Source organism: Mycobacterium sp. TH-M103 (assembly GCF_057473785.1).
In genome coordinates this window covers 1-24,503 of sequence record NZ_JBYCLG010000034.1, presented here as the reverse complement: position 1 = coordinate 24,503, position 24,503 = coordinate 1, and the positions used below count along the sequence as shown (strand labels likewise).

Sequence of the window (24,503 nt, the reverse complement as noted above, 5' to 3'; positions counted from 1 at the left end):
TCGGGTGCGCGGCCGTCGTGGAAGGTCTTGACGTCGTCGGCCAACGACGTCAGCACGTGCCAGCTGAAGCTGCCGGGCGCCACCACGTCGTGAGTGTCGCACGCGGTCGAGGCCTCCACGACCAGAACGTCGTCTTGCGGGTCCACGACGACCACCAGCGTCGCATCCGGCGTGGCCGAACGGATCAGCCGCGTGCACACCTCGTCGACCGCGAGCCGCAGGTCCGCCACGGCGTCGAAGTCCAGGTCCTCGTAGGTGCCGATCGCGGCGACCAGCGTGCGCAGCATCGCCAGGTTCTCCAGGCGTGCGGCGACGTGCACTTCGACGGCTCGGTGGCCGCGGTTGCGCTTGTGGACGCGCAATCCCGCGTCGTTCATATGGTCTCCCGGCATTGTTCGACTGACGTTACTACCGCTCTGCAGCCCCCCTGGGACCATACGTTCCAGCGGGTTAGCCATTGTCGCCGCCGGGTACCCCACTCGAATTCGCCGGAATGGAGTTGACCGCGACGCGCCGGTCCCGGCGCGTCGCGGTGCAGGGGTGGGGGCAATGGTTGCGGGAATTAGTCATGGTCGAACTATTGATACCCGCCCGGCAGCATGCGAAAACCCGGGAGCCGGGTTTTCGCGCGTGATCTCAGCGAAATGCCTCAGAGTCCCAGCGCCGGGCCGGCGATCGGCGACACCCCCAATGAGACTGTCACCGCCACCAGCGTCAGCAGGAACCAGCCCGCACCGTGCCATGCCCACCACGTCCCCTCGCGACGCCACACGCGGTAGGTGCGCAGAAACGCCCACAGCCCGGCCGTCAGCAGGATCAGCGGGCCCCCGAAAGCCAGCATCGTGCGCTGCGGCGCGCCGCACGCGACCGTGTCGACGCTCACGCCCGGGCAGGTACTGACCCACAGCGCCGCCATGACCAGGAAGCCGACCCCGGCAGCCGTAGCCAGGGCTGCGAAGCGGACGGCGGCGTGGACCTCGCCGTCCTCCTGCCCCAGGCGGTCGCCCGTGGACCACTCGTCTGCCTTCTGCATCCTTCATCCTCATGTGTTGCCGCCCCCGAAGGATCCCACCCCCCGAAACGATCGCACCAAAACCCATACCCGGTGGTAAACCACGGTAAACCGCCGTTCTCGGCCGTCGGGGAGGCCGGGGAGGGAGGGCCGTGGGCAACGCTGGGGACCATGCCGCAAGATTGAGCGCGGGGATTCGACGGGAAGGATGGGATGCATGGACCTCTCGGTGCGCAGCATGACGCCGGAAGTCCTCGATGACGAGAACGTCGCCCTCGCCGACTACCAGCGCTGTCTGGCCGACCTCGCCGTCGTCAACCGTATGACGCTCACCCACCTCCCGGCGCTGCGCTGGCTGGCGCGGGCGACGAAGACGCTGCCCGCCGGCGCGGAATTCTCGATCCTGGACGTGGGCTACGGCGACGGCGATCTGTTGCGCGCCATCGCGCGCTGGGCGGATCGCCGCGGGCTCAAGGCGCGCTTGTCGGGCATCGACCTGAACCCGCGCAGCATCGCCGCCGCGCAGGCGGCCACCCCGCCGGAGATGGGCATCGAGTACCGGACGGGCGACGTGTTCGCCTACACCCCGGACAAGCGGCCGGACTTCATCGTCAGCTCGCAGTTCACCCACCACCTCGGCGACGAGGAGGTCGTCGAGTTCCTGATGTGGCTGCAGGCGAATTCCGCACGCGGCTGGCATATCGCGGATCTGCACCGCAATTCGCTGAACTATTACTTGTTTCCGCTGTTGGCCGACCTGATGCGCTGGCACCCGATCGTGCGCTCCGACGGCATCGTTTCCATCACCCGCAGCTTCCGCCGGGCCGAATGGCAGCGCTATCTGGACAAGGCGGGCGTGCGGGCCGAGATCTCCTGGTGCCTGTTCCGGTTGTGCGTGCGCACGCTGAAATGACGCCGCCCGAGGCGGTCCCAGTCCGGCGGGCTTGGATCCCATAAACGCAAGTCCGGACGTCGCCGCCGGCCGCGTGGGTACTATCTGACCCATGCCGAGAGCTAGAAGGCGGTTGTCCCCCGAGGACCGCCGAGCAGAGCTGCTTGCTCTGGGGGCGGAGGTTTTCGGTCAGCGGCCGTACGACGAGGTCCGCATCGACGAGATCGCCGAGCGGGCCGGGGTCTCCCGCGCCTTGATGTACCACTACTTTCCGGACAAACGGGCTTTCTTCGCCGCGGTCGTGCAGGATGAGGCCGACCGGCTCTACGAGGCCACCGACGCGTTGCGGCCCGCCGGCCTGACGCTGTTCGAGGAGATCCGGACCGGTGTGCTGGCCTACATGGCCTACCAACAACACCATCCGCAGTCGGCGTGGGCGGCGTACGTCGGCCTGGGCCGCTCGGACCCGGTGCTGCTCGGCGTCAGCGACGAGGCCAAGAACCGCCAGCTGGAACACATCATGAGCCGGGTCGCCGAACTGGTGAGCACGATCCCGGCCGACAAGCTGGAACCCGAGACCGAGAAGCACCTGGAGGTGATCCTGCACGGCTGGCTGGCGCTCACCTTCGAGATCTGCCGTCGGCGGATCATCGACCCGTCCACCGATGCCGAGCGGCTCGCCGACGCCTGCGCGCACTCGCTGCTGGACGCCATCGCCCGGGTGCCGGGCATTCCGGACGAACTCGCCCACCTGATGGCCACCTCCAGGCTGTGAGCGCCTGTCGGTCCCCGTTGGCACCATGGTCAGGTGAGCACTCGCGCCGGTCCGCAGCGGCCTGACCGTCCCCCCGACCCGCTGGGCCGGTTCGGCGCGGTCACCCGCGAGTGGTTCGCCGGCACGTTCGCCGCGCCCACCAGCGCGCAGGCCGACGCCTGGGACGCCATCGCCGACGGCGACAACACCCTGGTGATCGCGCCGACCGGGTCCGGCAAGACGCTGGCGGCGTTCCTGTGGGCGATCGACCGGCTGGCCGCCCATCCCGAGCGGCGGGCCAGGACCCGTGTGCTTTACGTCTCCCCGCTCAAGGCCCTGGCGGTCGACGTCGAGCGCAACCTGCGCGCCCCGCTGGCGGGGCTGGCGCGGATCGCCGAGCGCCGCGGGGTGCCGGTTCCCGACATCAGCGTGGGGGTGCGGTCCGGCGACACCCCGCCCGCGCAGCGCCGGCAGCTGCTCAACCATCCGCCCGACGTGCTGATCACCACGCCGGAGTCGCTGTTCTTGATGCTCACCTCGGCCGCGCGGGAGACCCTGGCCGGCGTGCAGACCGTGATCGTCGACGAGATCCACGCCATCGCCGCCGGCAAGCGCGGCGCGCACCTGGCCCTGTCGCTGGAGCGGCTGGACGCGCTGCGCGAGGGGCGGCCCGCCCAGCGCATCGGGTTGTCGGCGACCGTGCGCCCGCCCGAGGAGCTGGCCCGGTTCCTGTCGGGACAGTCCCCGACCAGGATCGTGGCCCCGCCGTCGGGCAAGACCGTCGAGCTCACCGTGCAGGTGCCGGTGCCCGACATGGCGAACCTGGCGCACACTCCCCCGCAAGCGGGTGGCACCCCCAGCATCTGGCCCGACGTCGAGGCGCGCCTGGTCGACCTGATCGAGGCGCACGGCTCGACCATCGTGTTCGCCAACTCGCGGCGGCTGGCCGAACGGCTGACCGCGCGGCTCAACGAGATTCACGCCGAGCGCCGCGGCGTCGAGCTGCCCGCCGAGTCGTCCGGGCCCAATCGCGGGGTGCCCGGCGGGGCGCCGGCGCACATCATGGGAAGCGGGCAGACCTACGGCGCCGACCCGTTGCTGGCCCGCGCCCACCACGGCTCGGTCAGCAAGGAGCAGCGCGCGCTGGTGGAAGAGGACCTCAAACGCGGGCTGCTCAAGGCGGTGGTGGCCACCTCCAGCCTCGAGCTGGGCATCGACATGGGCGCGGTCGACCTGGTGATCCAGGTGGAGGCGCCACCGTCGGTGGCCAGCGGCCTGCAACGCATCGGCCGGGCCGGGCACCAGGTCGGCGAGGTCTCCCGCGGCGTGCTGCTCCCCAAGCACCGCACCGACCTGATCGGCTGTGCGGTCAGCGTGCAGCGCATGCTTACCGGCGAGATCGAGACGATGCGGGTGCCGGCCAACCCCCTCGACGTCCTGGCCCAGCACACCGTGGCGGCGGCCGCCCTCGAGCCGCTGGACGCCGACCGGTGGTTCGACACGGTGCGGCGGGCCGCCCCGTTCGCGACGCTGCCGCGCCGCCTGTACGAGGCCACCCTGGACCTGTTGAGCGGCAAGTATCCGTCGACGGAGTTCGCCGAGTTGCGGCCGCGGCTGGTCTATGACCGCGACACCGGGACGCTGACCGCCCGCCCCGGCGCCCAGCGGCTGGCCGTCACCTCCGGGGGCACCATCCCCGACCGCGGCCTGTTCGCGGTCTATCTCGCTTCCGAGGCCGAGAAGCCTTCGCGGGTGGGCGAACTCGAAGAGGAGATGGTCTACGAATCGCGGCCCGGCGACGTGATCTCGCTCGGGGCCACCAGCTGGCGCATCGTGGAGATCACCCACGACCGGGTGCTGGTGGTCCCCGCTCCCGGTCAGCCGGCCCGGCTGCCGTTCTGGCGCGGCGACGGCGTGGGCCGCCCGGCCGAGCTGGGCGCCGCGCTGGGCGCGTTGACCGGCGAGCTGGCCGGCCTGCGCCGCGACGCCTTCGACGCGCGCTGCGCCGCACTGGGTTTCGACGCCTACGCGAGAGACAACCTGTGGGGGCTGCTCGACGAGCAGCGGACCGCGGCCGGGGTGGTGCCCACCGACACCACCCTGCTGGTCGAGCGCTTCCGCGACGAGCTCGGCGACTGGCGGGTGATCCTGCACTCCCCGTACGGGCTGCGGGTGCATGGCCCGCTGGCGCTGGCGGTGGGCCGGCGGCTGCGAGAACGCTACGGCATCGACGAGAAACCCACCGCCTCCGACGACGGCATCGTGGTGCGGCTGCCCGACACCCTCTCCGAAACCGGGGACACCCCGCCCGGCGCCGACCTCTTCGTCTTCGACGCCGACGAGATCGACCCGATCGTCACCGCCGAGGTGGGCGGGTCGGCGCTGTTCGCGTCGCGGTTCCGCGAATGCGCGGCCCGGGCCCTGCTGCTGCCCCGCCGCCACCCGGGCCGCCGCTCGCCGCTGTGGCAGCAGCGCCAGCGCGCGGCCCAGCTGCTGCAGGTCGCCCGCAAGTACCCCGACTTCCCCGTGGTGCTCGAGACCGTCCGCGAATGCCTGCAGGACGTCTACGACGTCCCGGCGCTGGCCGAGCTGATGGACGGCATCGCCGCGCGCCGGGTGCGGGTGCTCGAGACCGAGACCGCAAAACCGTCGCCGTTCGCGGCGTCGCTGCTGTTCGGTTACGTCGGGGCGTTCATGTACGAGGGGGACACCCCGCTGGCCGAACGCCGGGCCGCGGCGCTGTCGCTGGACGCGACGCTGCTCGCCGAGCTGCTGGGCCGGGTGGAGCTGCGCGAGCTGCTCGACCCCGACGTCATCGCCGCGACCGGCCGCCAGCTGCAGCACCTCTCGCCGGAGCGGGCCGCCCGCGACGCCGAGGGGGTCGCGGACCTGTTGCGGCTGCTGGGCCCGCTGACCGAGGAGGAGATCGGTGCCCGCGCCGGCGGCGCCGAGGTGGCCGGTTGGCTGGAAGGCCTGCGGGCCGCCCGCCGCGCGCTGACGGTGTCGTTCGCCGGGCGCGGCTGGTGGGTGGCCATCGAGGACATCGGCCGGTTGCGCGACGGAGTGGGGGTGGCGGTCCCGCCGGGGGTGCCTTCCGGCTTCACCGAGGCGGTGAGCGACCCGCTGGGCGAGCTGCTGGGCCGCTACGCGCGCACCCACACCCCGTTCACCACCGCCGAGGCGGCCGCCCGGTTCGGCCTGGGGCTGCGGGTGACGGCCGACGTGCTGAGCCGGCTGGCCGCCTCGGGGGCGTCTGGAGGGCGCCTGGTGCGCGGCGAGTTCGTCGCCGCCGCGGAGCCCGCCCGAACGCCGGGCGGCGGCGAGCAGTGGTGCGACGCCGAGGTGTTGCGCATCCTGCGGCGCCGCTCGCTGGCCGCGCTGCGCGCCCAGATCGAGCCGGTGAGCACCGCCGCGTACGGGCGGTTCCTGCCGGCCTGGCACCGTGTCTCATCGAACCTGTCCGGCCCCGACGGCCTGCTGACCGTGATCGACCAGCTGGCCGGCGTGCGGCTGCCGGCCTCGGCGATCGAACCGCTGGTGCTGGCCCCGCGGGTGGCCGACTACACCCCGGCGCTGCTCGACGAGCTGCTGGCGACCGGGGAGGTCACCTGGTCGGGCGCCGGGTCCATCTCGGGCAGCGACGGCTGGATCGCGCTGCATCACAGCGACTCCGCGCCCCTGACCCTGGCGCCGCCCGCCCAGGCCGACCTCACCGACGTCCACCGCGCGATCCTGGACACGCTGTCCGGGGGCGGCGCGTACTTCTTTCGCCAGCTCGCGGCGGACGGGGGAACGGGCGACATCGACCCGGCCCGGCTCAAAGCCGCGCTGTGGGAACTGATCTGGGCCGGCTGGGTCACCGGTGACACCTTCGCCCCGGTGCGCGCCCTGCTGAGCGGAACGGGCGGCCGCAGGCGTTCGGCGCCGGCGCACCGGACGCATCGGCCGCCGCGGCTGAGCCGCTACAGCGTCGCGCACGCCCAGCACCACCGGGCCGCCGACCCGACCGTGGCGGGACGGTGGTCGGCCCTGCCGCCCCCCGAGCCGGATTCCACGGTGCGCGCGCATTACCAGGCCGAGCTGCTGCTGGGCCGGCACGGCGTCCTGACCAGGGGCGCGGTGGCGGCGGAGGGGATGCCGGGCGGGTTCGCCACCCTGTACAAGGTGTTGAGCTCCTTCGAGGACGCCGGGCGTTGCCAACGCGGCTATTTCGTGGAGTCGCTGGGCGGCGCGCAGTTCGCCGTCGCGTCCACCGTGGACCGGCTGCGCGGCTACACCGACGGCGTCGACGCGCAGCGGCCCGACTACCGGGCGCTCGTGCTGGCCGCAGCCGACCCGGCCAACCCCTACGGCGCCGCGCTGCCCTGGCCTGCCTCGACCGCGCAGGGCCAGGGGGCGCGGCCCGGCCGCAAGGCCGGGGCGCTCGTGGTGCTGGTGGACGGCGAGTGCGCCTGGTTCCTCGAACGCGGCGGACGCTCGTTGCTGACCTTCACCGACGACCCCGCCGCCCACCACGCGGCCGCCGCGGCGCTGGCCGGCCTGGTGTCCGGGCGGCGGGTCGCGGGGATCCTGGTGGAACGCATCGACGGGGTGCCCGCGCTGCAGCCGCCGCCCGGCGCGGGAGCGGCGGACGCGCTGGCGGGGCTGCTGGACGCCGGATTCGTGCGCACCCCGCGCGGGCTGCGGCTGCGGTGAACATGCCGGACAACCATGCCCGAGGGTGACACCGTCTGGCACACCGCGGCGATCCTGCGGGAGCACCTGGCCGGGCGCACGCTGACGCGCTGCGACGTCCGGGTGCCGCGGTTCGCGACCGTCGACCTGACCGGGCACGCGGTGGACGAGGTGCTCAGCCGCGGCAAGCACCTGTTCATCCGGGTGGGGCCGGCCAGCATTCACTCGCACCTGAAGATGGACGGCAGCTGGCGGGTCGGTGACCGTCCGGTGCGGGTGGACCATCGCGCGCGGATCGTTTTGGAAGCCGGCCCCGTGCGGGCCGTGGGCGTCGACCTCGGGGTGCTCGAGATCGGCGACCGCGACCGCGACGCCACCGCGGTCGCCCACCTGGGCCCGGACCTGCTGGGCCCGGACTGGGACGCCGCGCGGGCCGCGGCTAACCTCACCGCGCGGCCGGGCCGGCCGCTCGCCGAGGCGCTACTGGACCAGCGGGTGCTGGCGGGGGTCGGGAACGTGTACTGCAACGAATTGTGCTTCGTCACCGGCCATTTGCCCACCGCGCCGGTGAGCGCGGTCGCCGACCCGCACCGGCTGGTGGCGCGGGCCCGGGACATGCTGTGGATCAACCGCTTCCGCTGGAACCGCTGCACCACCGGCGACACCCGGGCGGGCCGGCAGCTGTGGGTGTACGGGCGGGCGGGACAGCCCTGCCGCCGCTGCGGCACGCGCGTCGAATACAGCGCCGCCGGGGAGCGGGTGACCTACTGGTGTCCGGTCTGCCAGCGCTGAACAGGGGACTTCGATCAAGTGCGCCGGGAACTTTCGCGGTCGCGGTCGCGGCATGCAATGATCGCAGTGCCAAAGGCTTTGGCTTGCCTTCTTGCACCGCCGACCCGAAGGACCCCCCGATGACGAACAGCCGGACGCGCACGCCGCAGCGCGTGCGTCCGCTGTCTGTCGACCTTGCCCTGACGGTCGCGCTGCTGGGCCTGGCCGGGGTCGCGGCCCCGGCCGCGCATGCCGACGCGATCGACAACGCCTTCCTGTCCGCGGTGAAGGCCAAGGGGATCAACTTCCCGTCGCCGCAGGCCGCGATCATCGCCGGGCACGAGGTCTGCGACGAACTCGACCACGGCAGGCAGAAGTCCGACGTAGCCTCGGAAGTGATGAACAACAGCCAACTGGACGGTTACCACGCGGGCTTCTTCGTCGGCGCGAGCATCGCCGCGTTCTGCCCGAGGAATCACTCGGCGCCGTGACGCGCGGCCGGGTCAGGAGATGGCGTTGACCGCGCTCGACAACCGCGACATGAACGCCTGCGGAACCGGAATGTAGCCGTGGTCGGCCAGGCCGTCCTGGCCGGCGCCGATCGCGCTCTGCAGGAAGGCCTTGACGGCCGCGCCGACCTGCCCGTCCGGGTACTTCGAGCACACGATCTCATAGGTCGCCAGCACGATCGGGTACGAGCCGGGCTGGTTGGGCCGGTAGAACGAGATCGTGTCCAGGGCAAGGTCGTTGCCGCCCTTGATGAACCAGGCCGAGGCGATGGTCTTGCCCACCGTCTCGGCACTGATCCCCACCGGATCCGGGCCGGCCGAGGTGACGATCTTGGCCATCTCCAGCCGCTGAGCCTGGACGTAGGACCATTCGACGTAGCTGATCGACCCCTCGGTCCTCTGGACGGCCGAGGCGGCGCCGTCGTTGCCCTTGGCGCCCTCGCCGACGCCCCCGTTGAACGTCTTGCCGGCGCCCTTGTCCCACGCGCCGCCGGAGGCGGTGTCGAGATACTTCTGGAAGTTGTCCGTGGTTCCGGACTGGTCGCTGCGGAACACGACGCTGATCGGCTCGGCGGGCATGGTGGTGCCCGGGTTCAGCGCCTGTATCGCGCCGTCGTCCCATGCCTTGATGTCGCCGTTGAAGATCCGCGCGGCGGTCGGGCCATCGAGGTTCAGCGACGTCACACCGTCGATGTGGAAGACGATGGCGATGGGCCCGAACACCACCGGCAGGTTCCACGCCGGCGAACCGCACCGCCGCTGCGCCCCGGCGTACTCGTCCTTGCTCAACGCCGAGTCGGACCCGGCGAAATCGGATTGGCTGCCTACGAATTCGCTGATCCCGGCGCCGGACCCGTCGGGCGTGTAGTTCAGCGACCGCCCCGGGCAGGCCTGTTCGAAGGCCTTGATGAAACGGGTCATCGCGTTGGCCTGCGCCGTGGAACCGCTGGCCCGCAACGTCGGCTTGCCGCCGCAGGTGACCCGCACCGGCGACGTGCCCGTCGCCGCATGCTGCCCGTTGTCCTCGGCGCCGCACCCCGACAGCATCGCCCCGAGGGCCAGGATACTCAGCGCGGCACCAAACCGATTGAGTAGCAACCCGATTCCTTTGGACGGTGGCGAACCAGCAGCGCTGCGGCTCCCGCAGGTATGAGGCATAGTAACAAGATCGCACCCACGAGGCTCGGCGTACGGCCGCGGGCAGCGCGGCGGGCTAATCGCGGGCATGCGCGAGGAAGAACCGGGCGATGGCCTCCGAGCCGTCGAGGGCGCGGGTGGTGCGGCCGATGACGGCCCTGGGCAGGTACTGTCTGCCGCCCGGCCAGGTGTGGCCGCCGTTGTCGATCCGGTAGAACACCACCTCGGTGGCCGCCGCGCACACCGTGTAGGCGAAGCGGTGCACGGCGGTGCCGTCCCCGACACCGGGCGACGCCTCCGCCGACGGTTCGCCGTGGCAGTCGTCGACCGAGCGCCACTTGTCCACCATGCTCGCGACGGAGACGGCGTGGCTGATCCCGCCGCGACCGCGCACGTTGCCCCCGCTGAACGGCACCAGCGGGTCGGCGGTTCCGTGGGCTTCCCACACCGAGACCGGCCGTGACGGGTGGCACGGCACGCCCACGCCCAGGGTCCCGGCTACCGGCGCGATCGCGGCGAAGACGTCGGCGCGGTCACAGGCCAGCCTGTTGGACATGAAGCCCCCGTTGGACATGCCGGTGGCGAAGACGTGTCCCGGGTCGATGTTGTAGTCGTCCTGCAGCTTGCCCACCAGGGCGACGAGGAACCCCACGTCGTCCACGTGGTGGCGGTCCGCCGGCGAGGCCCCGCGACCGTCGGCCCAGCTCTTGTCGTACCCGTCGGGGTAGACCACCAGCAAATGGTGCGCGTCGGCGACGCCGTCGAAGTCGGTGAGCCCCCGCTGCCCGCTTCCGTTGCCGCCGCCGCCGTGCAGGCTGAGCACCAGGCCGACCGGGTCGCCGGGCGGTACGTGCAGTGTGTAGGTCCTCTCGAGGCCCCCGGACCACAGCGTGCCGGACACGTCGCGGGCGCCGGCCGCCGCGAGATGCCGCGCGCCGCAGCCGGCCAGGACCGCCACCGCCAGAGCCACCACACCGGCCAACGACAACCATCGCGCGAACGGCATGCCGACAAGGTACCGACTCGGGTCGGTGCGTGTGCCGGATTGCGCGGCGCGCGGCGCGAACCGCTGCGCCGCAGAGTCGCTTTGGCCAACCTATTCGAGCTCGCTGTCGACCGAGAGACCCTGGAGTCATCACGCCCATCCGGAGACTGGCCACCCCGACCGCGCGCGCCGACGCCAACGACGACGCGTTCCTGGACGCGCTGCAGGCCAAGAACATTGACTACCCGAGTCCCGAGGCCGCGATCGGCGGCGCGCACGAGGTGTGCAACGAACTGCAACGCGGCGAGTCGCCGAGCCAGGTCGCGTCCGCAGTGATGGACAACAGCCCGCTCGACGGCTACCACGCGGGATACTTCGTCGGCGCCAGCATGCGGGCCTACTGCCCGCAGTACATCTCGTAGTTACCACTGTTATGCAGTGTTGACGTGCACCCGCCATCGCCGGCACCTAAGATTCATACAGCGTCGGTTTTGGGGAGTTGTGGATGGTTACGAAACTAGTGATGTGTCTCGCCCTCGCAGCGGCGGCCGCGGCGGGTCTGGCGGCACCGGTCGGCGCCGACCCCAGTTCGTTCAACGTCCTCAGCTGCAGTTGCCCGCAGCCGGCCCCGCGGGGCGGCCCCGTGGTGACGGATCAGATCAACCGGGGAATCGAGACCGCGCTGACCGACCTCGAGGGGATCTCCGTCCCGCAGTGACTCCGCCGACATCGCCGCGGGTGATCGCCAAACTGCCCATCGGTGCCGGCGTCGTCGTGCCCGCGCCCACGGGCGCCGATCCGTGCCCAACCCGTTCACCGTCCTCAGCTGCCCCGACTGCCCGCAGACCGGCGGAAAAACGGGCTCCTACGTGCGGGACCAGATGAAACAGAGCCTTCGGGCCGCCCTGGCGGATTCCCCGGACGACGGCGAAAACGCCCGATAGTCAGCCCGCGGCGCCACACCCGACGGCCTGGGCCGGCGCGTGCTCGTGCAGCGCCCGCTCGGCCTCCGGCGGCACGGTCTGCAGGTCGAAGGTCACCTCGTGCAACGTCCCGGTGAACGCGTAGGGGGCGCAACTCTCCGGCCGGACCGTCGAACGGCCGGGGAATTCGCAGACCGAACCGAAGCCGACGCGGTGGTGGTTGCGCTCGGTCAGCAGCGGGCGTGGGTCGGCGAACACACCGCGGTAACACGGAAGCTGTTGTAGCACAGCATTTTTCGCGCGAGCAGGCTCATCTTCGCTCATGGCATGCGACCGTAGCGCTACCTACCGGGCGCCGAGTTGCACGGCTTTGATGATGAGCAGCACGGCGCCGACCACCAGGTAACCACGCAGCGCGATCATGCCCAGGCGGGTCCCGGGTGACCAGGTGACCGGCTCCAGCAGGGTCAGCGGCGGCATGCGCCAGGCGTTGCGGTCGACGCCGCGGGCGGGCAGTTGCGCGGCCGGGCGCGCAGGCTGGCGGCGGGCCATCCAGCGCAGCACCGGGACCGCGGCGGCCGCGAGCGCCACCAGGGCCAGCAAGAGGTAGCCGGCGACGGCGACGACGTCGATGTCGGGGAACAGCGTGGTGGCCATCAGGATCCCCGACAGCAGCAGCAGGATGCCGACGATCAGCCCGGCGACCCAGTTCAGCCAGGGCCGGTTCACCCAAGGCCCCAGCACCTCCCGGTCGTTGCACAGCAGCAGCAGGAACACGCTGGCGCTCGGCAGCAGCAGGCCGGCGAGCGCCTGCACGGCGGTGGTGATCAGCCCGAGCGGGGCGCCGGGGATCAGCACGATCGCGGCGGCCAGCGCCACCATCGCCGTGTAGGACAGGTAGAACTGTTTGGCGTCGGAGAACCCGCGGTGCAGCGAGTGCTTGAGGCCGAACACGTCGCCGAAGGCGTAGCTGGTGGATAGGGTGACCGCGGCCGCGCCCAGGATCGAGGCGTCGATCAGCACGATCGCGAAGATCGAGCCGAGCACCTCGCTGTGCCGGCCGAGCAGGTGCGCGACGGCGCCGGCGTCGGAGAAGTCGCCCACGGTGCCGGTGGAGCGCGCCGCCCAGTCGCCGGTCATCAGCAGCGCCGCGGCGCCGACCACCACGACGAAGGCCCCCAGCACGGTATCGGCGCGTTCGTAGCCGATGAACCGGGGGGTGATGCGCTTGTCGACGACGTTGGACTGCTGGAAGAACAGCTGCCACGGCGCCACGGTGGTACCGACGATGGCGATGATCAGCAGCACCGCATCCGAGCTCACCCCACCCGAGATGCTGGGCGTCACAAACGACTTCGCCGCGTGCGTCCACTGGGGATGCGACATCAGCAGCATCGGGATCTGCGCCAGGCTCACCGCGATGAACACGAACATGGCCCGCTCCCAGCGGCGGAAGCTGCCGCTGGCCATGATCGCGACCAGCGCCACCGCCGAGACCGGCACCACGATGTACTTCGAGACGCCGATGAACTCGGCGGCCAGCGTGATGCCGATGAACTCGGTGACGATCGTCAGGAAGTTCAGCAGGAACAGGTCGCCGACGGAGAACCAGCCCCAGCCGCGGCCGAAGCGTTCGTTGATCAGCCGCGCGTGCCCCACGCCGGTGACCGCGCCGAGCCGGACCACCATCTCCTGGTTGACGATCAACACCGGGATCAGCAGGAGCAGCACCCACAGCAGCGAGTAGCCGTAGTTCTGCCCGGCCTGGGCGTAGGTGGCCACCCCGCCGGCATCGTTGTCGCCGACCATCACGATGATCCCGGGCCCGACGATGGCCAGCAGGGTCAGCAGCCGCGTCTTGAACGTGCGGGCATGCTCGGTCTCGCCGACGGCGATGCGACCGAACGCGCCCTCGATGTCGCCCAGGTGTGCGCTGTCGAGCACGGCGCTATGGCGGACGTTCTGGGCGGCGGTGTGGGTGGTGCCCTCGTCGCCTGCGCTCACGCCCCTCCCCCTCCCGGCACGGCCGAGTCGCGTTCGTCGCCGGGTTGGGCGCCGGGTTGGGCGATGTCGCGGACCGGGCGGGGCGCGGGTTCGCGGCGGCGCCAGTCCTCGGGGATGGTGGCCTCCAGCACGTCGTCGACGGTGACCACCCCGAGCACGTGGTCCTGCTCGTCGACGACGGGGATGGAGTAGAGGTTGAAGTCGGCCATCAGCAGCGCGATGTCGGTCAGGTCGGCGGCGGAGCCGACCCGCACCGGGTCGGAGTCCATCAGGGCTCCGACGCTCTCCCCCGGCGCGGCCTGCAGCAGCGCGATCACCGACACCACACCCGAGAGGCGCCTGTCCTCGTCGACGACGTGGATCTTGACCAGCGCCTCCGGCTGCAGGGTGCGGGCGTCGGCGATCAGCGCGAGCGCCGTTCCCGCGGTCGCGGAGGCGGCACACGACACGAAGTCGACGTTCATCAGCCCGCCGGCGCTCTGCGGGTTGAACCCCATCAGGGTGATCACCTTGGTGCGCTGCGGGGCGGGCATCAGGTCGAGCACCCGCCGGCGCCGCGCCTGGCGCAGGTCGGCGATCGCGTCGGCGGCGTCGTCGGCGCGCATCCGGCCCAGCAACGCGGCGACCTCGTGGTCGGGCATGTCGTCGAGCAGGCGGCTGGCCTTGTCGGGGTCGAGTTCCTCGAACACGTCGGCTTCCAGTTCCGGGTCGCTGCGGACCCGGTCCAGGATCTCGCCGCCCTCGGCCTTGTCCGCCTCCTCGAGGAGGTCGGCGATCTCGGCCGGTTTGAAGCCACCGACCCTGCCCCAGTGGCGGCGCACCGCGTTGGAGCGGACGTGGCCGATCAGCGGTTCGAACGCCTTCCAGTCGCGGGCCGCGTGCCCGCCCGAGCTCTTGATGAGCCCGAAGAACTTCGCCGGGCGCCGGGTGTCCAGCCGCGCGAGCACCCACCCGGCGCCGGTGTCCTCGAGTTCGACGTCGTAGGCGTGCACCAGCTCGACGGCGGCCACATCGATGAGCCGGTGCCCGAGCACGTCCGTGCGCAGCAAAACCTCACCGTCACGGCGCTCGAAGCCGCGCAGGTCGATTTTGTTCTTGGCCAACACAACCCGGTCGGATTTGTACTCGCTGATCACTCGGCTCCCGATGAACACCCGCCGCCCGCCGACCCCGGCGACGATGCCGGTCAGCAGCGGGTACTCGTCGGCCCCGCGCAACCGCACGATCACGTCCTCGACCCGGCCCACCGTCTCGCCCGCGCGGGCCAGCACCGGCGAACGCAGCAGCTCCGACAGGTGGATCACCGGCCGGTCCCCGCCCTGCTCGGCCACCGCATGTGATGAACCCACTGGCCCTCCTCCGTGCTGCTTCCGTGGCCCTATCGGCTCGGCCGCCAGATCGTACGCCGCGACCGCCGCCGGTGACCACAACCGCCAGGTGAACATGCGGCGCGGGTCAGCGGATCCCGACACCGGGCGCGTCGCCGTCGACATAGTGGAAGCGCGCGGCGCGCCGGCGGATGTGGTGGGCGCGCCCGCGGGTGCGTCGCGGCGGCCCGGCCGGCGCCAGCGGCTCGGCGTAGAACATCTTCTTGGCCAGTTCCACCAGCACCAGGTAGGTGACGACGAAACCGCCCAACACGGCGAAGAACGCCCACGGCAGCGGCGTGAAGCCCAGGGTGTGCGCCAGCGGCGAGATCGTGAGCACGGCACCGATCGCCACGACCGACAGGCTGGTGACCGCCAGCGGCGCGCTCGGCCGGCTGCGCACGAAGGGCACCTTGCGCGTACGGATGGCGAAGATGATCAACGTCTGGGTGGCAAGGGATTCCACGAACCAGCCGGTGCGGAACTCGACGGCACCGGCGTGCAACACGCCGAGCATCAGGCCGAAGGTCAGGAAGTCGAACAGCGAGCTGATCGGGCCGAAGATCAGCATGAACCGCCGGATGAAGGCGAGGTTCCAGTGCGCCGGCGCCTGGAGCTGCTCGTCGTCAACCCGGTCGGTGGGGATGGCCAGCTGGGAGCTGTCGTAGAGCAGGTTGTTCAGCAGGATCTGGCTGGGCAGCATCGGCAGGAACGGCAGCAGCGCCGAGGCGGCCGCGGCGCTGAACATGTTGCCGAAATTGCTCGACGTGCCCATCAGCACGTACTTGATGGTGTTGGCGAAGATCCGCCGGCCCCCGGCCACCCCGGTGGCCAGCACGCCCAGGTCCTTCTCCAGCAGCACCACGTCGGCGGCGTCCTTGGCGACGTCGGTGGCGCTGTCCACCGAGATGCCCACGTCGGCGGCGTGCAGCGCCAGCGCGTCGTTGACCCCGTCGCCCAGGAAACCGACCGAGCGCCCGGTGCGGCGCAGGGAGGTGATCAGCCGCTCCTTCTGCTCCGGGGAGATGCGGGCGAAGATGGTGTGGTGCCGGGCAGCGTCGGCGAAGTCGTCGTCGCCCAGCGGGTCGAGCTGGGCCCCGGTGACGGTGCCCTTGGACGCCAAACCCAAATCGGCGCAGACCTTTTCGGCGACGCGCGGGTTGTCACCGGTGGCGATCTTCAGCTCGATGCCCAGGGCGGCCAGCTCGGCCAGGGACTGGCGGGCGGCGGGTTTGGGTTCGTCGGCGAACACCAGGAAGCCGGCCAGCGTCAGGTCGCGTTCGTCGGCGGGGGTGATCGCGGTCAGCCCGGCCGCGGGCCGCGAGGCCACCGCCACCACCCGGCGCCCGGCGGCGAACAGGGCCGCGAGGATCTGGCGGGCGGCCGGCGTCACCGCCGGGCATTGGGCCAGCACCTGTTCGGGCGCGCCTTTGACCACCAGGACGCGCTGCCCGTCGTCGTCGGCCAGCACCGACGTCGCGCGGCGCTCGTGGTCGAACGGCAGCGTCGCGACCCGGCGCGCGACGCAGCCCAGCAGCTGCTGCGGGGACTTCCCCTGCGTAGCCTCCCAGAGCGCGGCGTCGAGCGCATTGCCGCTGACCCCACCGGATTCCGGGTCCACGTCGGTGGCCAGCAGCCCGAGCCGCCGCACCGCCTCGCTGTGCGCGCCCGCGGCGTCGACCGTGTCGACCAGGGTGATCCGGCCCTCGGTCAGGGTGCCGGTCTTGTCGGTGATCAGAATGTCGATGTCGCCGAGGTCCTCGATGCACACCAGGCGCTTGACGAGCACCTTGGCCCGGGCCAGCTGCCGCGAGCCGGTGGCCAGACTCGTGCTGACCACCGCGGGCAGCAGCTGCGGCGTGATGCCCACGGCGATCGCCAGCGAGAACAGCACGGAGTTGATGACCTGCTTGTGCAGGAGCAGGTTGCTGGCCAGGATGACCACCATCAGCGCGACCGCGACATGCAGCAGTAGATAGGAGAACCGGCGCAGCCCCACCTGGAAGCCGGTCTCGGGGGGGCGGTCGTCCAAACCCGCTGCGATGCGCCCGAACTCGGCGTTGTGTCCGGTTGCGTACACCACCCCGGTGCCCTCGCCGGCGCTGACGATGGTGCCCATGAAGGCCAGGTCGGACGACTCGGCGAGTTCGGTCCCCGCCGGCACCGGCTGCGGCGACTTCTCCGACCCGGTCGATTCCCCGGTCAGGATGCTCTCGTTGCATTCCAGGCCGTTGACGTCGATGAGGCGGACGTCGGCGGGCACCGCCTCCCCCAGCGACAGCCGGACCACGTCGCCGGGGACGAGCGCGGTGACGTCCACCGTGACGAAGCGCCCGTCGCGGCGCACCACCGCGTTGTGGTGCACCCCGGCGTGCAGCGCCGCGGCGGCCCGCTCGGCGCGGTACTCGTTGAGGAAGCCGAGGCCGATGCTGGCCGCCAGGATGATCCCGATGATGACCGCCTGCATGCTGTCGCCCAGGAAGTAGGAGACGACCGCGGTGCCGCCCAGCAGGATGAGCACTGCGTTGCGCAGTTGCCGGCCCAGCACCGCCAGCGCGTTGACATGGTGGGTGCGCACCGCGTTGGGGCCGTAGCGCTCCATCCGCGCGGCCGCCTGCGCGCCGGACAGCCCGGCGGCCGAGGTGTCCAGGCGGCGCAGCACGTCGGCGACCGGGGCCGCGGCGACTGCGCCGGTGCTCAGCTCAGAGCCAGTCACGGCGCTGGAACGGCACGTAGAGAGCGACCATCAGGACCGCCATCACGCCGCTGCTGGCCGAAAATCCCGCGGGCGTCCCGAACCCCGGGTAGGGCACGTTCTGGCCGTAGAAGCCGGCGATCGCGGTCGGCACGGCGACGATCGCCGCCCACCCCGTCAGCTTCTTCTTAACGACGTTCAGCGGAGCGTCCTGCAGGGACAGGTTCGTCTCGAAGATGGTGATGATCATGTCGCGCAGGGACTCCATCCATTCCGACACGCGCAGCACGTGGTCGTAGAGGTCGGCGTACAGCGGGTCCAGCTCGCGGCCGTTCCGGTCGCCAACGCGTTGATGCGCAATGGAATTGATGACCTCCCGCATCGGCAGCGCAACCCGGCGCAGGTTCACCAGGTCCCTGCGCATCTGGAATGTTCGGCGCTGAAAGCTACCGGCAGGTGACGTGCCGTCGAACAGATCGTCCTCGATTGCCTCCACGCAGTCGTCCAGCGCCTCGGCGGCCGCGACCGCATCCTCGACGGCCCAGGATTTCAGGCCCAGTTCGGCGGCCAGTTCAGCCAACGTGCCGCGGTCGGGCTCGCCGAGGTAGTCAGCGATCCTGGCGACCTCGAAGTCGTCCTGCGGCTCGCCGGAACGCCACAGGCGGCCCTGGATGTTCGGAGCTACCTGCACGGACCCCATCTTGTCAGTAGGTGGAGATCTCATCCTCGGCCGGCAGGGCGCCGGTGCCCGCGAAGACGACGCGGCGGCCGATCTCCACGGCGTGGTCGGCGACGCGCTCGTAGATACGGCCGAGCAGCGCCGATTCCACACCGACGGAGACGCTTTCCTTCCACTCCCGGTCCATCAGCACACTTGGCAGCTCCCGGTAGAGCGCGTCCATCGCGTCGTCGTGTTCGTGCAGCTTCGCGGCCTGCTGCGGGTCGCGGGTGACCTGCCGCTGTTCAACACGGCCTTCACCACCACTCCGCTGTCGCCGGGCCGGTGGCTGGTGTGCCTGGCGGTGTCCAGCAGCGTGCTGTGGGTGAGCGAGGCGCGCAAGTTCGTGCTGCGCCGGCTGGACCGCCGGAGGGCTACCCGGTCGGGGCCATCAGCCGGGTAATCGCGTCGACGTCGGCCGGGCCGGGCAGCCCCCAGCCGGGCCGGTACCCCAGCAGCTCGTCGACCGGCACGGTCTTGAGGTCGACGTCGAGCAGTTCGATGGCGTCCGGCGGCACCAGCGCCGGGTGCACGACGCCGCAGGCGCGGGCCAGGCACAGCAGCTCAAAGCGCAGGGTAGCCAGGTAGTTGGCGCAGCGCGCCGACTTCAGCTCCGGGTCCAGGCCGTGCTGCAGCCACGCCGACTGGGTGGCGACACCGGAGGGACAGCGGCCGGTGTGGCAGCGCTGCGCCTGGATGCAGCCGAGGGCGAACATGGCGGTGCGGCCGACGTTGATCATGTCGCAGCCCGCGGCCAGGGCCAGCAGCGCGTTCTCCGGGATGCCCAGCTTGCCGGAGCCGACGAACACCACGTCGTGGTGCAGCCCCTCCTCGGCGAAGGCCCGGTAGACCCGCGGCAGGGCCCACTTGAAGGGCAGGGCGACGTGGTCGCTGAAGACCAGCGGGGCCGCCCCGGTGCCGCCCTCGCCGCCGTCGACGGTGACGAAGTCGACGCCGGTGCCGGTGCCGGCCATGCGCGCGGCCAGGTCGCGCCAGAACCGCTCCTGTCCGACCGCCGACTTGACGCCGACGGGCAGGCCGGTTGCGGCGGCGATGGTCTCCACGAGCTCGAGCAGCCCGTCGACGTCGCGGAACGCCGAGTGGCCGGCGGGGCTCTTGCAGTCGACCCCGACCGGGACGCCGCGGATCGCGGCGATCTCGGGGGTGACCTTGGCGCCGGGCAGCATGCCGCCCAGGCCCGGTTTGGCGCCCTGGCTGAGCTTGATCTCGATGGCCCGGATCTGCGGGGTGGCCGCGACCCGGTCGACCAGGCGCGGCAGGCTGAAGCGGCCGTCGCCGTCGCGGCAACCGAAGTAGCCGGTGCCGATCTGCCAGACGAGCTCGCCGCCGCCCAGGTGGTACGGCGACACCCCGCCCTCCCCGGTGTTGTGTAAGGCCCCGGCCATGGCCGCGCCCTTGTTCAGCGCGGTGACGGCGGCGGCGGACAGCGCCCCGAAGCTCATGCCGGAGATGTTGACCACCGATGACGGCCGGAACGCCTTGGCGCGGCGCCGCGCGCCGCCGAGCACCTTGGCCGCGGGCAAAGGCACCTCCGGGTCGGGGTGGTGCGGCTCGCCGTCGGGGGCGGGCACGGGGAACGCCGCGTGCTTGATGATCGGGTAGTTGTGGACCCGTTCCAGGTCGTTGTCGGTGCCGAACCCGAAGTAGCGGTTGGCCGCCTTCGACGAGGTGTAGACCCAGCGGCGCTGGTCGCGGCTGAAGGGCCGCTCGGCGTCGTTGTCGGTGACGATGTACTGGCGCAGCTCGGGACCCACCGCCTCCAGCAGGTACCGCAGGTGGCCGACGATCGGGTAGTTGCGCAGGATGGCGTGGCGGCGCTGCGCGAGGTCCCAGCCCGTCACCCCCGCCAGGGTCCCGCCCACCAGGGCGGCCACGGATCGCCGATTCATGCCGATCATGCTCGCCAACGCCGGTGCGCGTCTGCTAGTGACCTCGGTCCTCAATCACGAGTCCTTGGTCGCCGGGCGTCATCCCGCCGACGGCGGTCGCTGCATGACCGTGCCCAGCAGCTCCTTGCCGAGCTCGATGTCGTCGTAGTCGCGGCCGGTGCGGCGGCGATCGCCCGACGAGGCCGCCGGCGACGCGCCCAGCGGGGGCATCGCGAGGGGTGTGACCGGCGGCTTCGGGGCGAGCGCGGACGCCGCGGAGGCGAGCTGCACCGGCGAATCCGAAGCCGGCAGCAACCCCACCACCGAGGGCGGCGCCGTCAGCGTGCCCACCAGGATCCCGGTGCCCACCGAGCCCGTCGGCGCCCACGAGGGCCCGGCGGCGCCGAGCGCGCCGGCCAACCGGGTCTTTATCCCCGCGAAATCCGCCGCACTCTGCGACAGGCCGGCCCCGATGTCGCCGCCCAGCGACTGGAACCCGTGGGCAGTCGACAATTGCGCGAGCACGGCGAGCATGTTGACCGGGAACCCGCCCGCGGCGATGCCCTGGTTTGCCCAGGTGCTGAAGTATCCGAACCAGCCCTTGCTGGGGTCGAAGGCGGTGAGCGATTGGGCTGCTAGAGGAACAGCAGCCGCGGTGCGCGCGGCAGAACCGGCAGTGGCAGTCCCAGGCACCACCTCGGCTTGGGCGAGCAGCCCCGCCGGGTTGGCGATCGGCGGCGGCGGCGAGAACTGTGACGGCACGACGGCGCTGGCCGAGGTTGCCGCATAGCGGTACATCGCCGCCGAGTTGTTCACCCACATGGCGTGGTACTCGGCTTCGGTCTCGGCGATCGCGGGCAGGTTGATGCCGAAGAAGTTCGTGGCCAGCAAGAGCGCCAGCCGCGCCCGGTTCGCGGCGACCAGTGCGGGATGCACGACCGTGAAGTGCGTCAGCTCGAACGCCGCTATCACCGTTTGCATCGAGGAGCCGATCAGCTGGCACTGCTGCGCGGCAAGGCCCAACCAGGCGACGAATGGCTCGGCAGCGGTGACCATCGCCGCCGAGGACAGACCGTGCCAGGCGTCGGTCACCGACGTCAACACCGAGGCATAGCCGCGAGCAGAATCCTCCAACTCGGCACCCAGTTGGTGCCACACGGTGGACGCCGCGATCATCGATCCCGCACCGGGGCCGGAGTGAGTCAGCGCCGAGGTGATCTCCGGCGGCAACATCGAGAATTCCATGGCGCTTCAGCCGGGGAAAGAGCCCCGGCGGGCTGAACACGACGAGTGGAGCCCAACGGCGATTTTGGAATGCTCTACCTGCCAGGACATTTCCGTATCCTGCTGCTTGTCGCCCTCGACCTGTCCGGCGGCGGAAATCCGATGTCCGCGGCGGCGGGAAGCACCATCGTCGGCTCTCAGCCCCCGCTTGGCGGTCGATGAATCACCTTTTTCGGGACTTCCGCCCCGCAGTCAAGGTCCTCGAATTTTTGCTGCTTCCTCTTGCGCCAACCACTGCCCGCCGAGCTCGACGGCGGCACCATCATCGGCATCATCGGCAACGCGGACAACCCGGCGTTCTCGGCCGAAAGCGGTGACACCGCGGACGCGAGTTGCACCGGCGATTGCGATGCGGGTAACAGCCCCACCACCGCGGGCGGCGCGGTCAGCTTGCCCACCGTGACCCCCACACCCATCGCAGCGGTAGGCGCCGATCCGAGGGCCTTGCTCGAGTTGGCCAATCCGAGTTCCGACGCTCCCAGCGCCGCTTCCCCCTCGGCCAGGCCCTGGCCGACTTCGCCGCCCACAGACTCCACCCCCTGAGCAGTCGCGAATTGCGCCCACACGCCGAGGAGGTTGAGCGGGAATCCGGACGAAATGAACTGGTTCCCCCAGGTGCTCGCATACCCGAACCAGCCGGTGTTGGGGTCGAAGGCGGTACCGGCCGCAGGCGCCAATGCCGCGGCGGTCGGCGAGGCAGCGGTGGTCGCGGGCACCGCGCCGGCCTGGGCAGCCGTTGCCGTCGGATTGGAAATCGCAAGCGGCGACAAGAATTGGGAGAGCTGGGTGCTTTGCGCCGAAGCGGCCTGATAACTGCTCATCGCCGCCGAGTTGTTCGCCCACATCTCCTGGTACTGAACTTCGGTTTGGGCGATCGCCGCCGTGTTGGTCCCGAACCTGTTGGTGGCCAACAACTCCGCCAGCCGCATCCTGTTAGCGGTGACCTGCGCGGGCGGAACCACCGCCGAATGAACGGCGGTGAATGCAGCCGCGGCGGCCTCCGCCGAGGTTGCCATCTGCTGGACCTGCTGAGCGGTGCCACGCAACCAGATGAGATAGGGCTGGACGGCCCGGAGCATCTCCACCGAGGACGGACCATCCCAGGTTTCGATCAGAGACGACAACGCCGAGGCGTAAACAACAGCGGAGTTCTCCAACTCGACGGCCAGCCGCTGCCACGCGGCGGCGGCCTCTGTCAGCGAAGCCGCCCCGGGCCCAGAGTAGATGAGCGCGGAGGTGACCCCTGGGGGCGCTAAGACATCCATGGCATCTCTCGTCGACTGTGCTGGGAACGATTCTGCAACACCATGCTGAATTGCTGGGCAAACCGGTGGAACGAGGGCGCGAACGTCCGGTGTCGGGCCCGAATTACGGTAGCGCGCACCCGACCGCAGCGGCCGGCGGCGGCCAGGATTTCCGCTGGCGGTAGGGAACTCGACATATTGGCGTCCTTCCCCGTTAAGACGCGATGAGCGCTATGCCGATCACGCTCAGCGGCCGGAATCCGCGGGCCGAGGGACATAGGTCCCGGACCGCAGCGGCCGTTGGCCCCCTTTGCCGGCGGGTGACCGACGCAGGTCAGCCAAGTCAAACGGTCACCGGGGCGCCGCGGTTCAACTGGCGAATTCGATCGGCGATACCGCGGCGCGCCATCTCGCGGGTGAAGTTGGCCAGCGGCGACGCGAAGACGCCGTAGTCGTCGAGGTGGACGGGGATCATCTTGGACAGGTTCAGCCTGGACACCAGTTGCGCGCCCTGGCGACCGTCCATGGCGACGGTCAGGCCGAAGGGCAGCCGCCGCCCGGCCGGCAACCAGGTGCCGCCCAGGTGCAGCACGCCCACGTCGATCGGGTCGAACCGCGCCGGACCAGGGCGGGCTCGAACCCCGGGATTGCCACCAACGGCCAGATGCTTGCGGACCGTCTTGCGGTCGAACCCGGTGTTTCGGGCGATCGCTGAGATCGTCCAACCACGCTGGCGCAGGGCATGCACTTCCACATCGTCCTCCCAAGTGAGCATGAGAAGGCGGGGCCTCCTCGGCGGAGCCACACGGGTGGGGAATTTCGATGAGCGTCAGTGGGGAATTTCAGTGAGCGCGGTCGCATCGGGGGGTGGTGACCACCGGGAGTTCGTGGCCGAGCCCGTTCTGTGCGACGCGGTCCCAGCGGTCGCCGTGCAGGTACGACAGCACGACGGCGTCGACGGGCGGGAGTTCGTCGATGCTCAGCGCCGCTTCTTTCAGCCGCTTCGACACAGCCCGTAGCCCAGGTAGGCGTGCCAGCCGCGGTGCAGGAAGTTCCGGTCGGTCAGCAACGTCACGCCGCCGGCCGAGATAAGCGTGGTGGCGTTGCCCGCGAAGGTGACTGTGATGGCCATGGCATCCATGGGCCGGGGGCTACCCGGTCGCGTGCCAGTCACGCGGCCCCCACAGCTAAAACGGCGGGGGTTCGTCGTCGTCGGTGGGTTCGTGGCTGAAGTAGCGCTGTTGCCAGGTCGTGCGCCCGGCGTGTGCGGCGGTGCGGGCTTGGTGGTTGTTGCGGCGTTCGGCGGCTACCAGCTGGGCGCGGGTGCGTCGACGTTTGGGCATCATCGCGGTGCGCGCGCCGTAGTAGTCCTGGGAGTCGGGGTCGATTTCGGGGGGGCAGCCGCCGACGGCGGGGGCCAGGCTGGGGAACAGCAGCGCGCTGCCCGGGGTGGTGAAATCGGTGTGTCCGGACGGGGCGGTCAGGATCAAGGTGCCTTCGGGCAGCTGCTTTTCGGCCCACCCCAGGAAGGTCCTGATCAAATGATGGGTCATTGGTAGTCAGGGGCGCGGTGTCCGCAGAGCAGACCCGTTTCCCCATCCCCCTTTCAATCCGTGCATGCGGTTTTCCCGCACACGGCTTACCG

General features: G+C 70.9%; 20 protein-coding genes and 3 pseudogenes. 8 read left to right on the top strand and 15 right to left on the bottom strand.

The window, feature by feature from the left end:
• Both AC2VOR_RS01610 and AC2VOR_RS01605 read right to left on the bottom strand, forming a co-directional pair.
• Nucleotides 1–377, bottom strand: a 377-nt coding sequence (locus AC2VOR_RS01610; protein ID WP_486963078.1) for an ATP-binding protein, incomplete at its 3' end; no start/stop codon positions are given.
• 272 nt (nucleotides 378–649) lie between these two features.
• Complete coding sequence (locus AC2VOR_RS01605) at nucleotides 650–1,033, bottom strand: hypothetical protein (RefSeq protein WP_369740183.1); 384 nt, start codon at nucleotides 1,031–1,033, stop codon at nucleotides 650–652.
• Between the two features lie 196 nt (nucleotides 1,034–1,229).
• On the opposite strand from AC2VOR_RS01605, the gene AC2VOR_RS01600 reads away from it, so the two are divergent.
• The 5 genes from AC2VOR_RS01600 to AC2VOR_RS01580 all read left to right on the top strand — a co-directional run bounded on the left by AC2VOR_RS01600 (nucleotide 1,230) and on the right by AC2VOR_RS01580 (nucleotide 8,594).
• Nucleotides 1,230–1,925, top strand: coding sequence for a methyltransferase domain-containing protein (locus AC2VOR_RS01600; protein WP_369740184.1), 696 nt, complete (start codon nucleotides 1,230–1,232; stop codon nucleotides 1,923–1,925).
• Nucleotides 1,926–2,016: 91 nt separating this feature from the next.
• The gene (locus AC2VOR_RS01595; RefSeq protein ID WP_369740186.1) at nucleotides 2,017–2,679 is read left to right on the top strand and encodes a TetR/AcrR family transcriptional regulator; all 663 of its coding nucleotides are present in this window, start codon (nucleotides 2,017–2,019) and stop codon (nucleotides 2,677–2,679) included.
• 33 nt (nucleotides 2,680–2,712) lie between these two features.
• Nucleotides 2,713–7,353, top strand: a complete 4,641-nt coding sequence (locus tag AC2VOR_RS01590) for an ATP-dependent helicase (protein WP_486963077.1) — start codon at nucleotides 2,713–2,715, stop codon at nucleotides 7,351–7,353.
• 15 nt (nucleotides 7,354–7,368) lie between these two features.
• Nucleotides 7,369–8,124, top strand: coding sequence for an endonuclease VIII Nei2 (gene nei2, locus AC2VOR_RS01585; protein WP_486963076.1), 756 nt, complete (start codon nucleotides 7,369–7,371; stop codon nucleotides 8,122–8,124).
• 119 nt (nucleotides 8,125–8,243) lie between these two features.
• Nucleotides 8,244–8,594, top strand: a complete 351-nt coding sequence (locus AC2VOR_RS01580) for a DUF732 domain-containing protein (RefSeq protein ID WP_369740189.1) — start codon at nucleotides 8,244–8,246, stop codon at nucleotides 8,592–8,594.
• Between the two features lie 12 nt (nucleotides 8,595–8,606).
• On the opposite strand, the gene pstS is transcribed toward AC2VOR_RS01580, so the two are convergent.
• Nucleotides 8,607–9,710 (bottom strand): phosphate ABC transporter substrate-binding protein PstS, encoded by a 1,104-nt coding sequence (gene pstS / locus AC2VOR_RS01575; RefSeq protein WP_486963075.1) that lies wholly within the window; start codon nucleotides 9,708–9,710, stop codon nucleotides 8,607–8,609.
• Between the two features lie 115 nt (nucleotides 9,711–9,825).
• On the bottom strand, nucleotides 9,826–10,755 hold the full coding sequence (locus tag AC2VOR_RS01570; RefSeq protein WP_486963074.1) for an extracellular catalytic domain type 1 short-chain-length polyhydroxyalkanoate depolymerase: 930 nt from the start codon (nucleotides 10,753–10,755) through the stop codon (nucleotides 9,826–9,828).
• A 29-nt stretch (nucleotides 10,756–10,784) separates the two neighbouring features.
• Between AC2VOR_RS01570 and AC2VOR_RS01565 the strand changes: the two genes are divergently transcribed.
• Nucleotides 10,785–11,156, top strand: a complete 372-nt coding sequence (locus AC2VOR_RS01565) for a DUF732 domain-containing protein (RefSeq protein ID WP_486963073.1) — start codon at nucleotides 10,785–10,787, stop codon at nucleotides 11,154–11,156.
• Nucleotides 11,157–11,257: 101 nt separating this feature from the next.
• Entirely contained in the window at nucleotides 11,258–11,452 is a 195-nt protein-coding gene (locus AC2VOR_RS01560) for a hypothetical protein (RefSeq protein WP_369740194.1), read from the top strand.
• A gap of 352 nt (nucleotides 11,453–11,804) precedes the next feature.
• Here the strand turns inward: AC2VOR_RS01560 and AC2VOR_RS01555 are convergent.
• From AC2VOR_RS01555 to AC2VOR_RS01530, 6 genes and pseudogenes are all read right to left on the bottom strand, one after another.
• Nucleotides 11,805–11,971 (bottom strand): annotated as a pseudogene (locus tag AC2VOR_RS01555) (hypothetical protein); the annotation flags it as partial.
• Nucleotides 11,972–12,002: 31 nt separating this feature from the next.
• Entirely contained in the window at nucleotides 12,003–13,661 is a 1,659-nt protein-coding gene (locus tag AC2VOR_RS01550; RefSeq protein ID WP_369740196.1) for an Nramp family divalent metal transporter, read from the bottom strand.
• The gene (locus AC2VOR_RS01545) at nucleotides 13,658–14,992 is read right to left on the bottom strand and encodes a magnesium transporter MgtE N-terminal domain-containing protein (protein WP_369741737.1); all 1,335 of its coding nucleotides are present in this window, start codon (nucleotides 14,990–14,992) and stop codon (nucleotides 13,658–13,660) included. Before AC2VOR_RS01545 ends, AC2VOR_RS01550 begins: the two co-directional genes overlap by 4 nt.
• Nucleotides 14,993–15,116: 124 nt before the next feature.
• Complete coding sequence (gene mgtA / locus AC2VOR_RS01540; RefSeq protein WP_486963072.1) at nucleotides 15,117–17,744, bottom strand: magnesium-translocating P-type ATPase; 2,628 nt, start codon at nucleotides 17,742–17,744, stop codon at nucleotides 15,117–15,119.
• Nucleotides 17,731–18,423: a CorA family divalent cation transporter gene (locus AC2VOR_RS01535; RefSeq protein ID WP_369740200.1), complete on the bottom strand. Its 693-nt coding sequence runs from the start codon at nucleotides 18,421–18,423 to the stop codon at nucleotides 17,731–17,733. Before AC2VOR_RS01535 ends, mgtA begins: the two co-directional genes overlap by 14 nt.
• 4 nt (nucleotides 18,424–18,427) lie before the next feature.
• A pseudogene (locus tag AC2VOR_RS01530) lies at nucleotides 18,428–18,676 on the bottom strand (PhoU domain-containing protein); the annotation flags it as partial.
• Here AC2VOR_RS01530 and AC2VOR_RS01525 point away from each other — a divergent pair.
• Entirely contained in the window at nucleotides 18,635–18,844 is a 210-nt protein-coding gene (locus AC2VOR_RS01525) for a cation transporting ATPase C-terminal domain-containing protein (RefSeq protein WP_369740201.1), read from the top strand. The pseudogene AC2VOR_RS01530 and the gene AC2VOR_RS01525 overlap by 42 nt on opposite strands.
• On the opposite strand, the gene AC2VOR_RS01520 is transcribed toward AC2VOR_RS01525, so the two are convergent.
• From AC2VOR_RS01520 to AC2VOR_RS01500, 5 genes and pseudogenes are all read right to left on the bottom strand, one after another.
• The gene (locus AC2VOR_RS01520; RefSeq protein WP_369740203.1) at nucleotides 18,816–20,351 is read right to left on the bottom strand and encodes an FMN-binding glutamate synthase family protein; all 1,536 of its coding nucleotides are present in this window, start codon (nucleotides 20,349–20,351) and stop codon (nucleotides 18,816–18,818) included. The two genes, AC2VOR_RS01525 and AC2VOR_RS01520, sit on opposite strands and share 29 nt — an antisense overlap.
• Nucleotides 20,352–20,429: 78 nt before the next feature.
• Nucleotides 20,430–21,575: a PPE family protein gene (locus tag AC2VOR_RS01515; RefSeq protein ID WP_369740205.1), complete on the bottom strand. Its 1,146-nt coding sequence runs from the start codon at nucleotides 21,573–21,575 to the stop codon at nucleotides 20,430–20,432.
• A gap of 176 nt (nucleotides 21,576–21,751) precedes the next feature.
• Nucleotides 21,752–22,879: a PPE family protein gene (locus tag AC2VOR_RS01510; RefSeq protein ID WP_486963071.1), complete on the bottom strand. Its 1,128-nt coding sequence runs from the start codon at nucleotides 22,877–22,879 to the stop codon at nucleotides 21,752–21,754.
• A 322-nt stretch (nucleotides 22,880–23,201) separates the two neighbouring features.
• Nucleotides 23,202–23,990, bottom strand: a pseudogene (locus AC2VOR_RS01505) (MBL fold metallo-hydrolase).
• A 55-nt stretch (nucleotides 23,991–24,045) separates the two neighbouring features.
• Entirely contained in the window at nucleotides 24,046–24,411 is a 366-nt protein-coding gene (locus AC2VOR_RS01500) for a hypothetical protein (protein WP_369740208.1), read from the bottom strand.
• Between the last annotated feature and the right edge of the window lie 92 nt (nucleotides 24,412–24,503).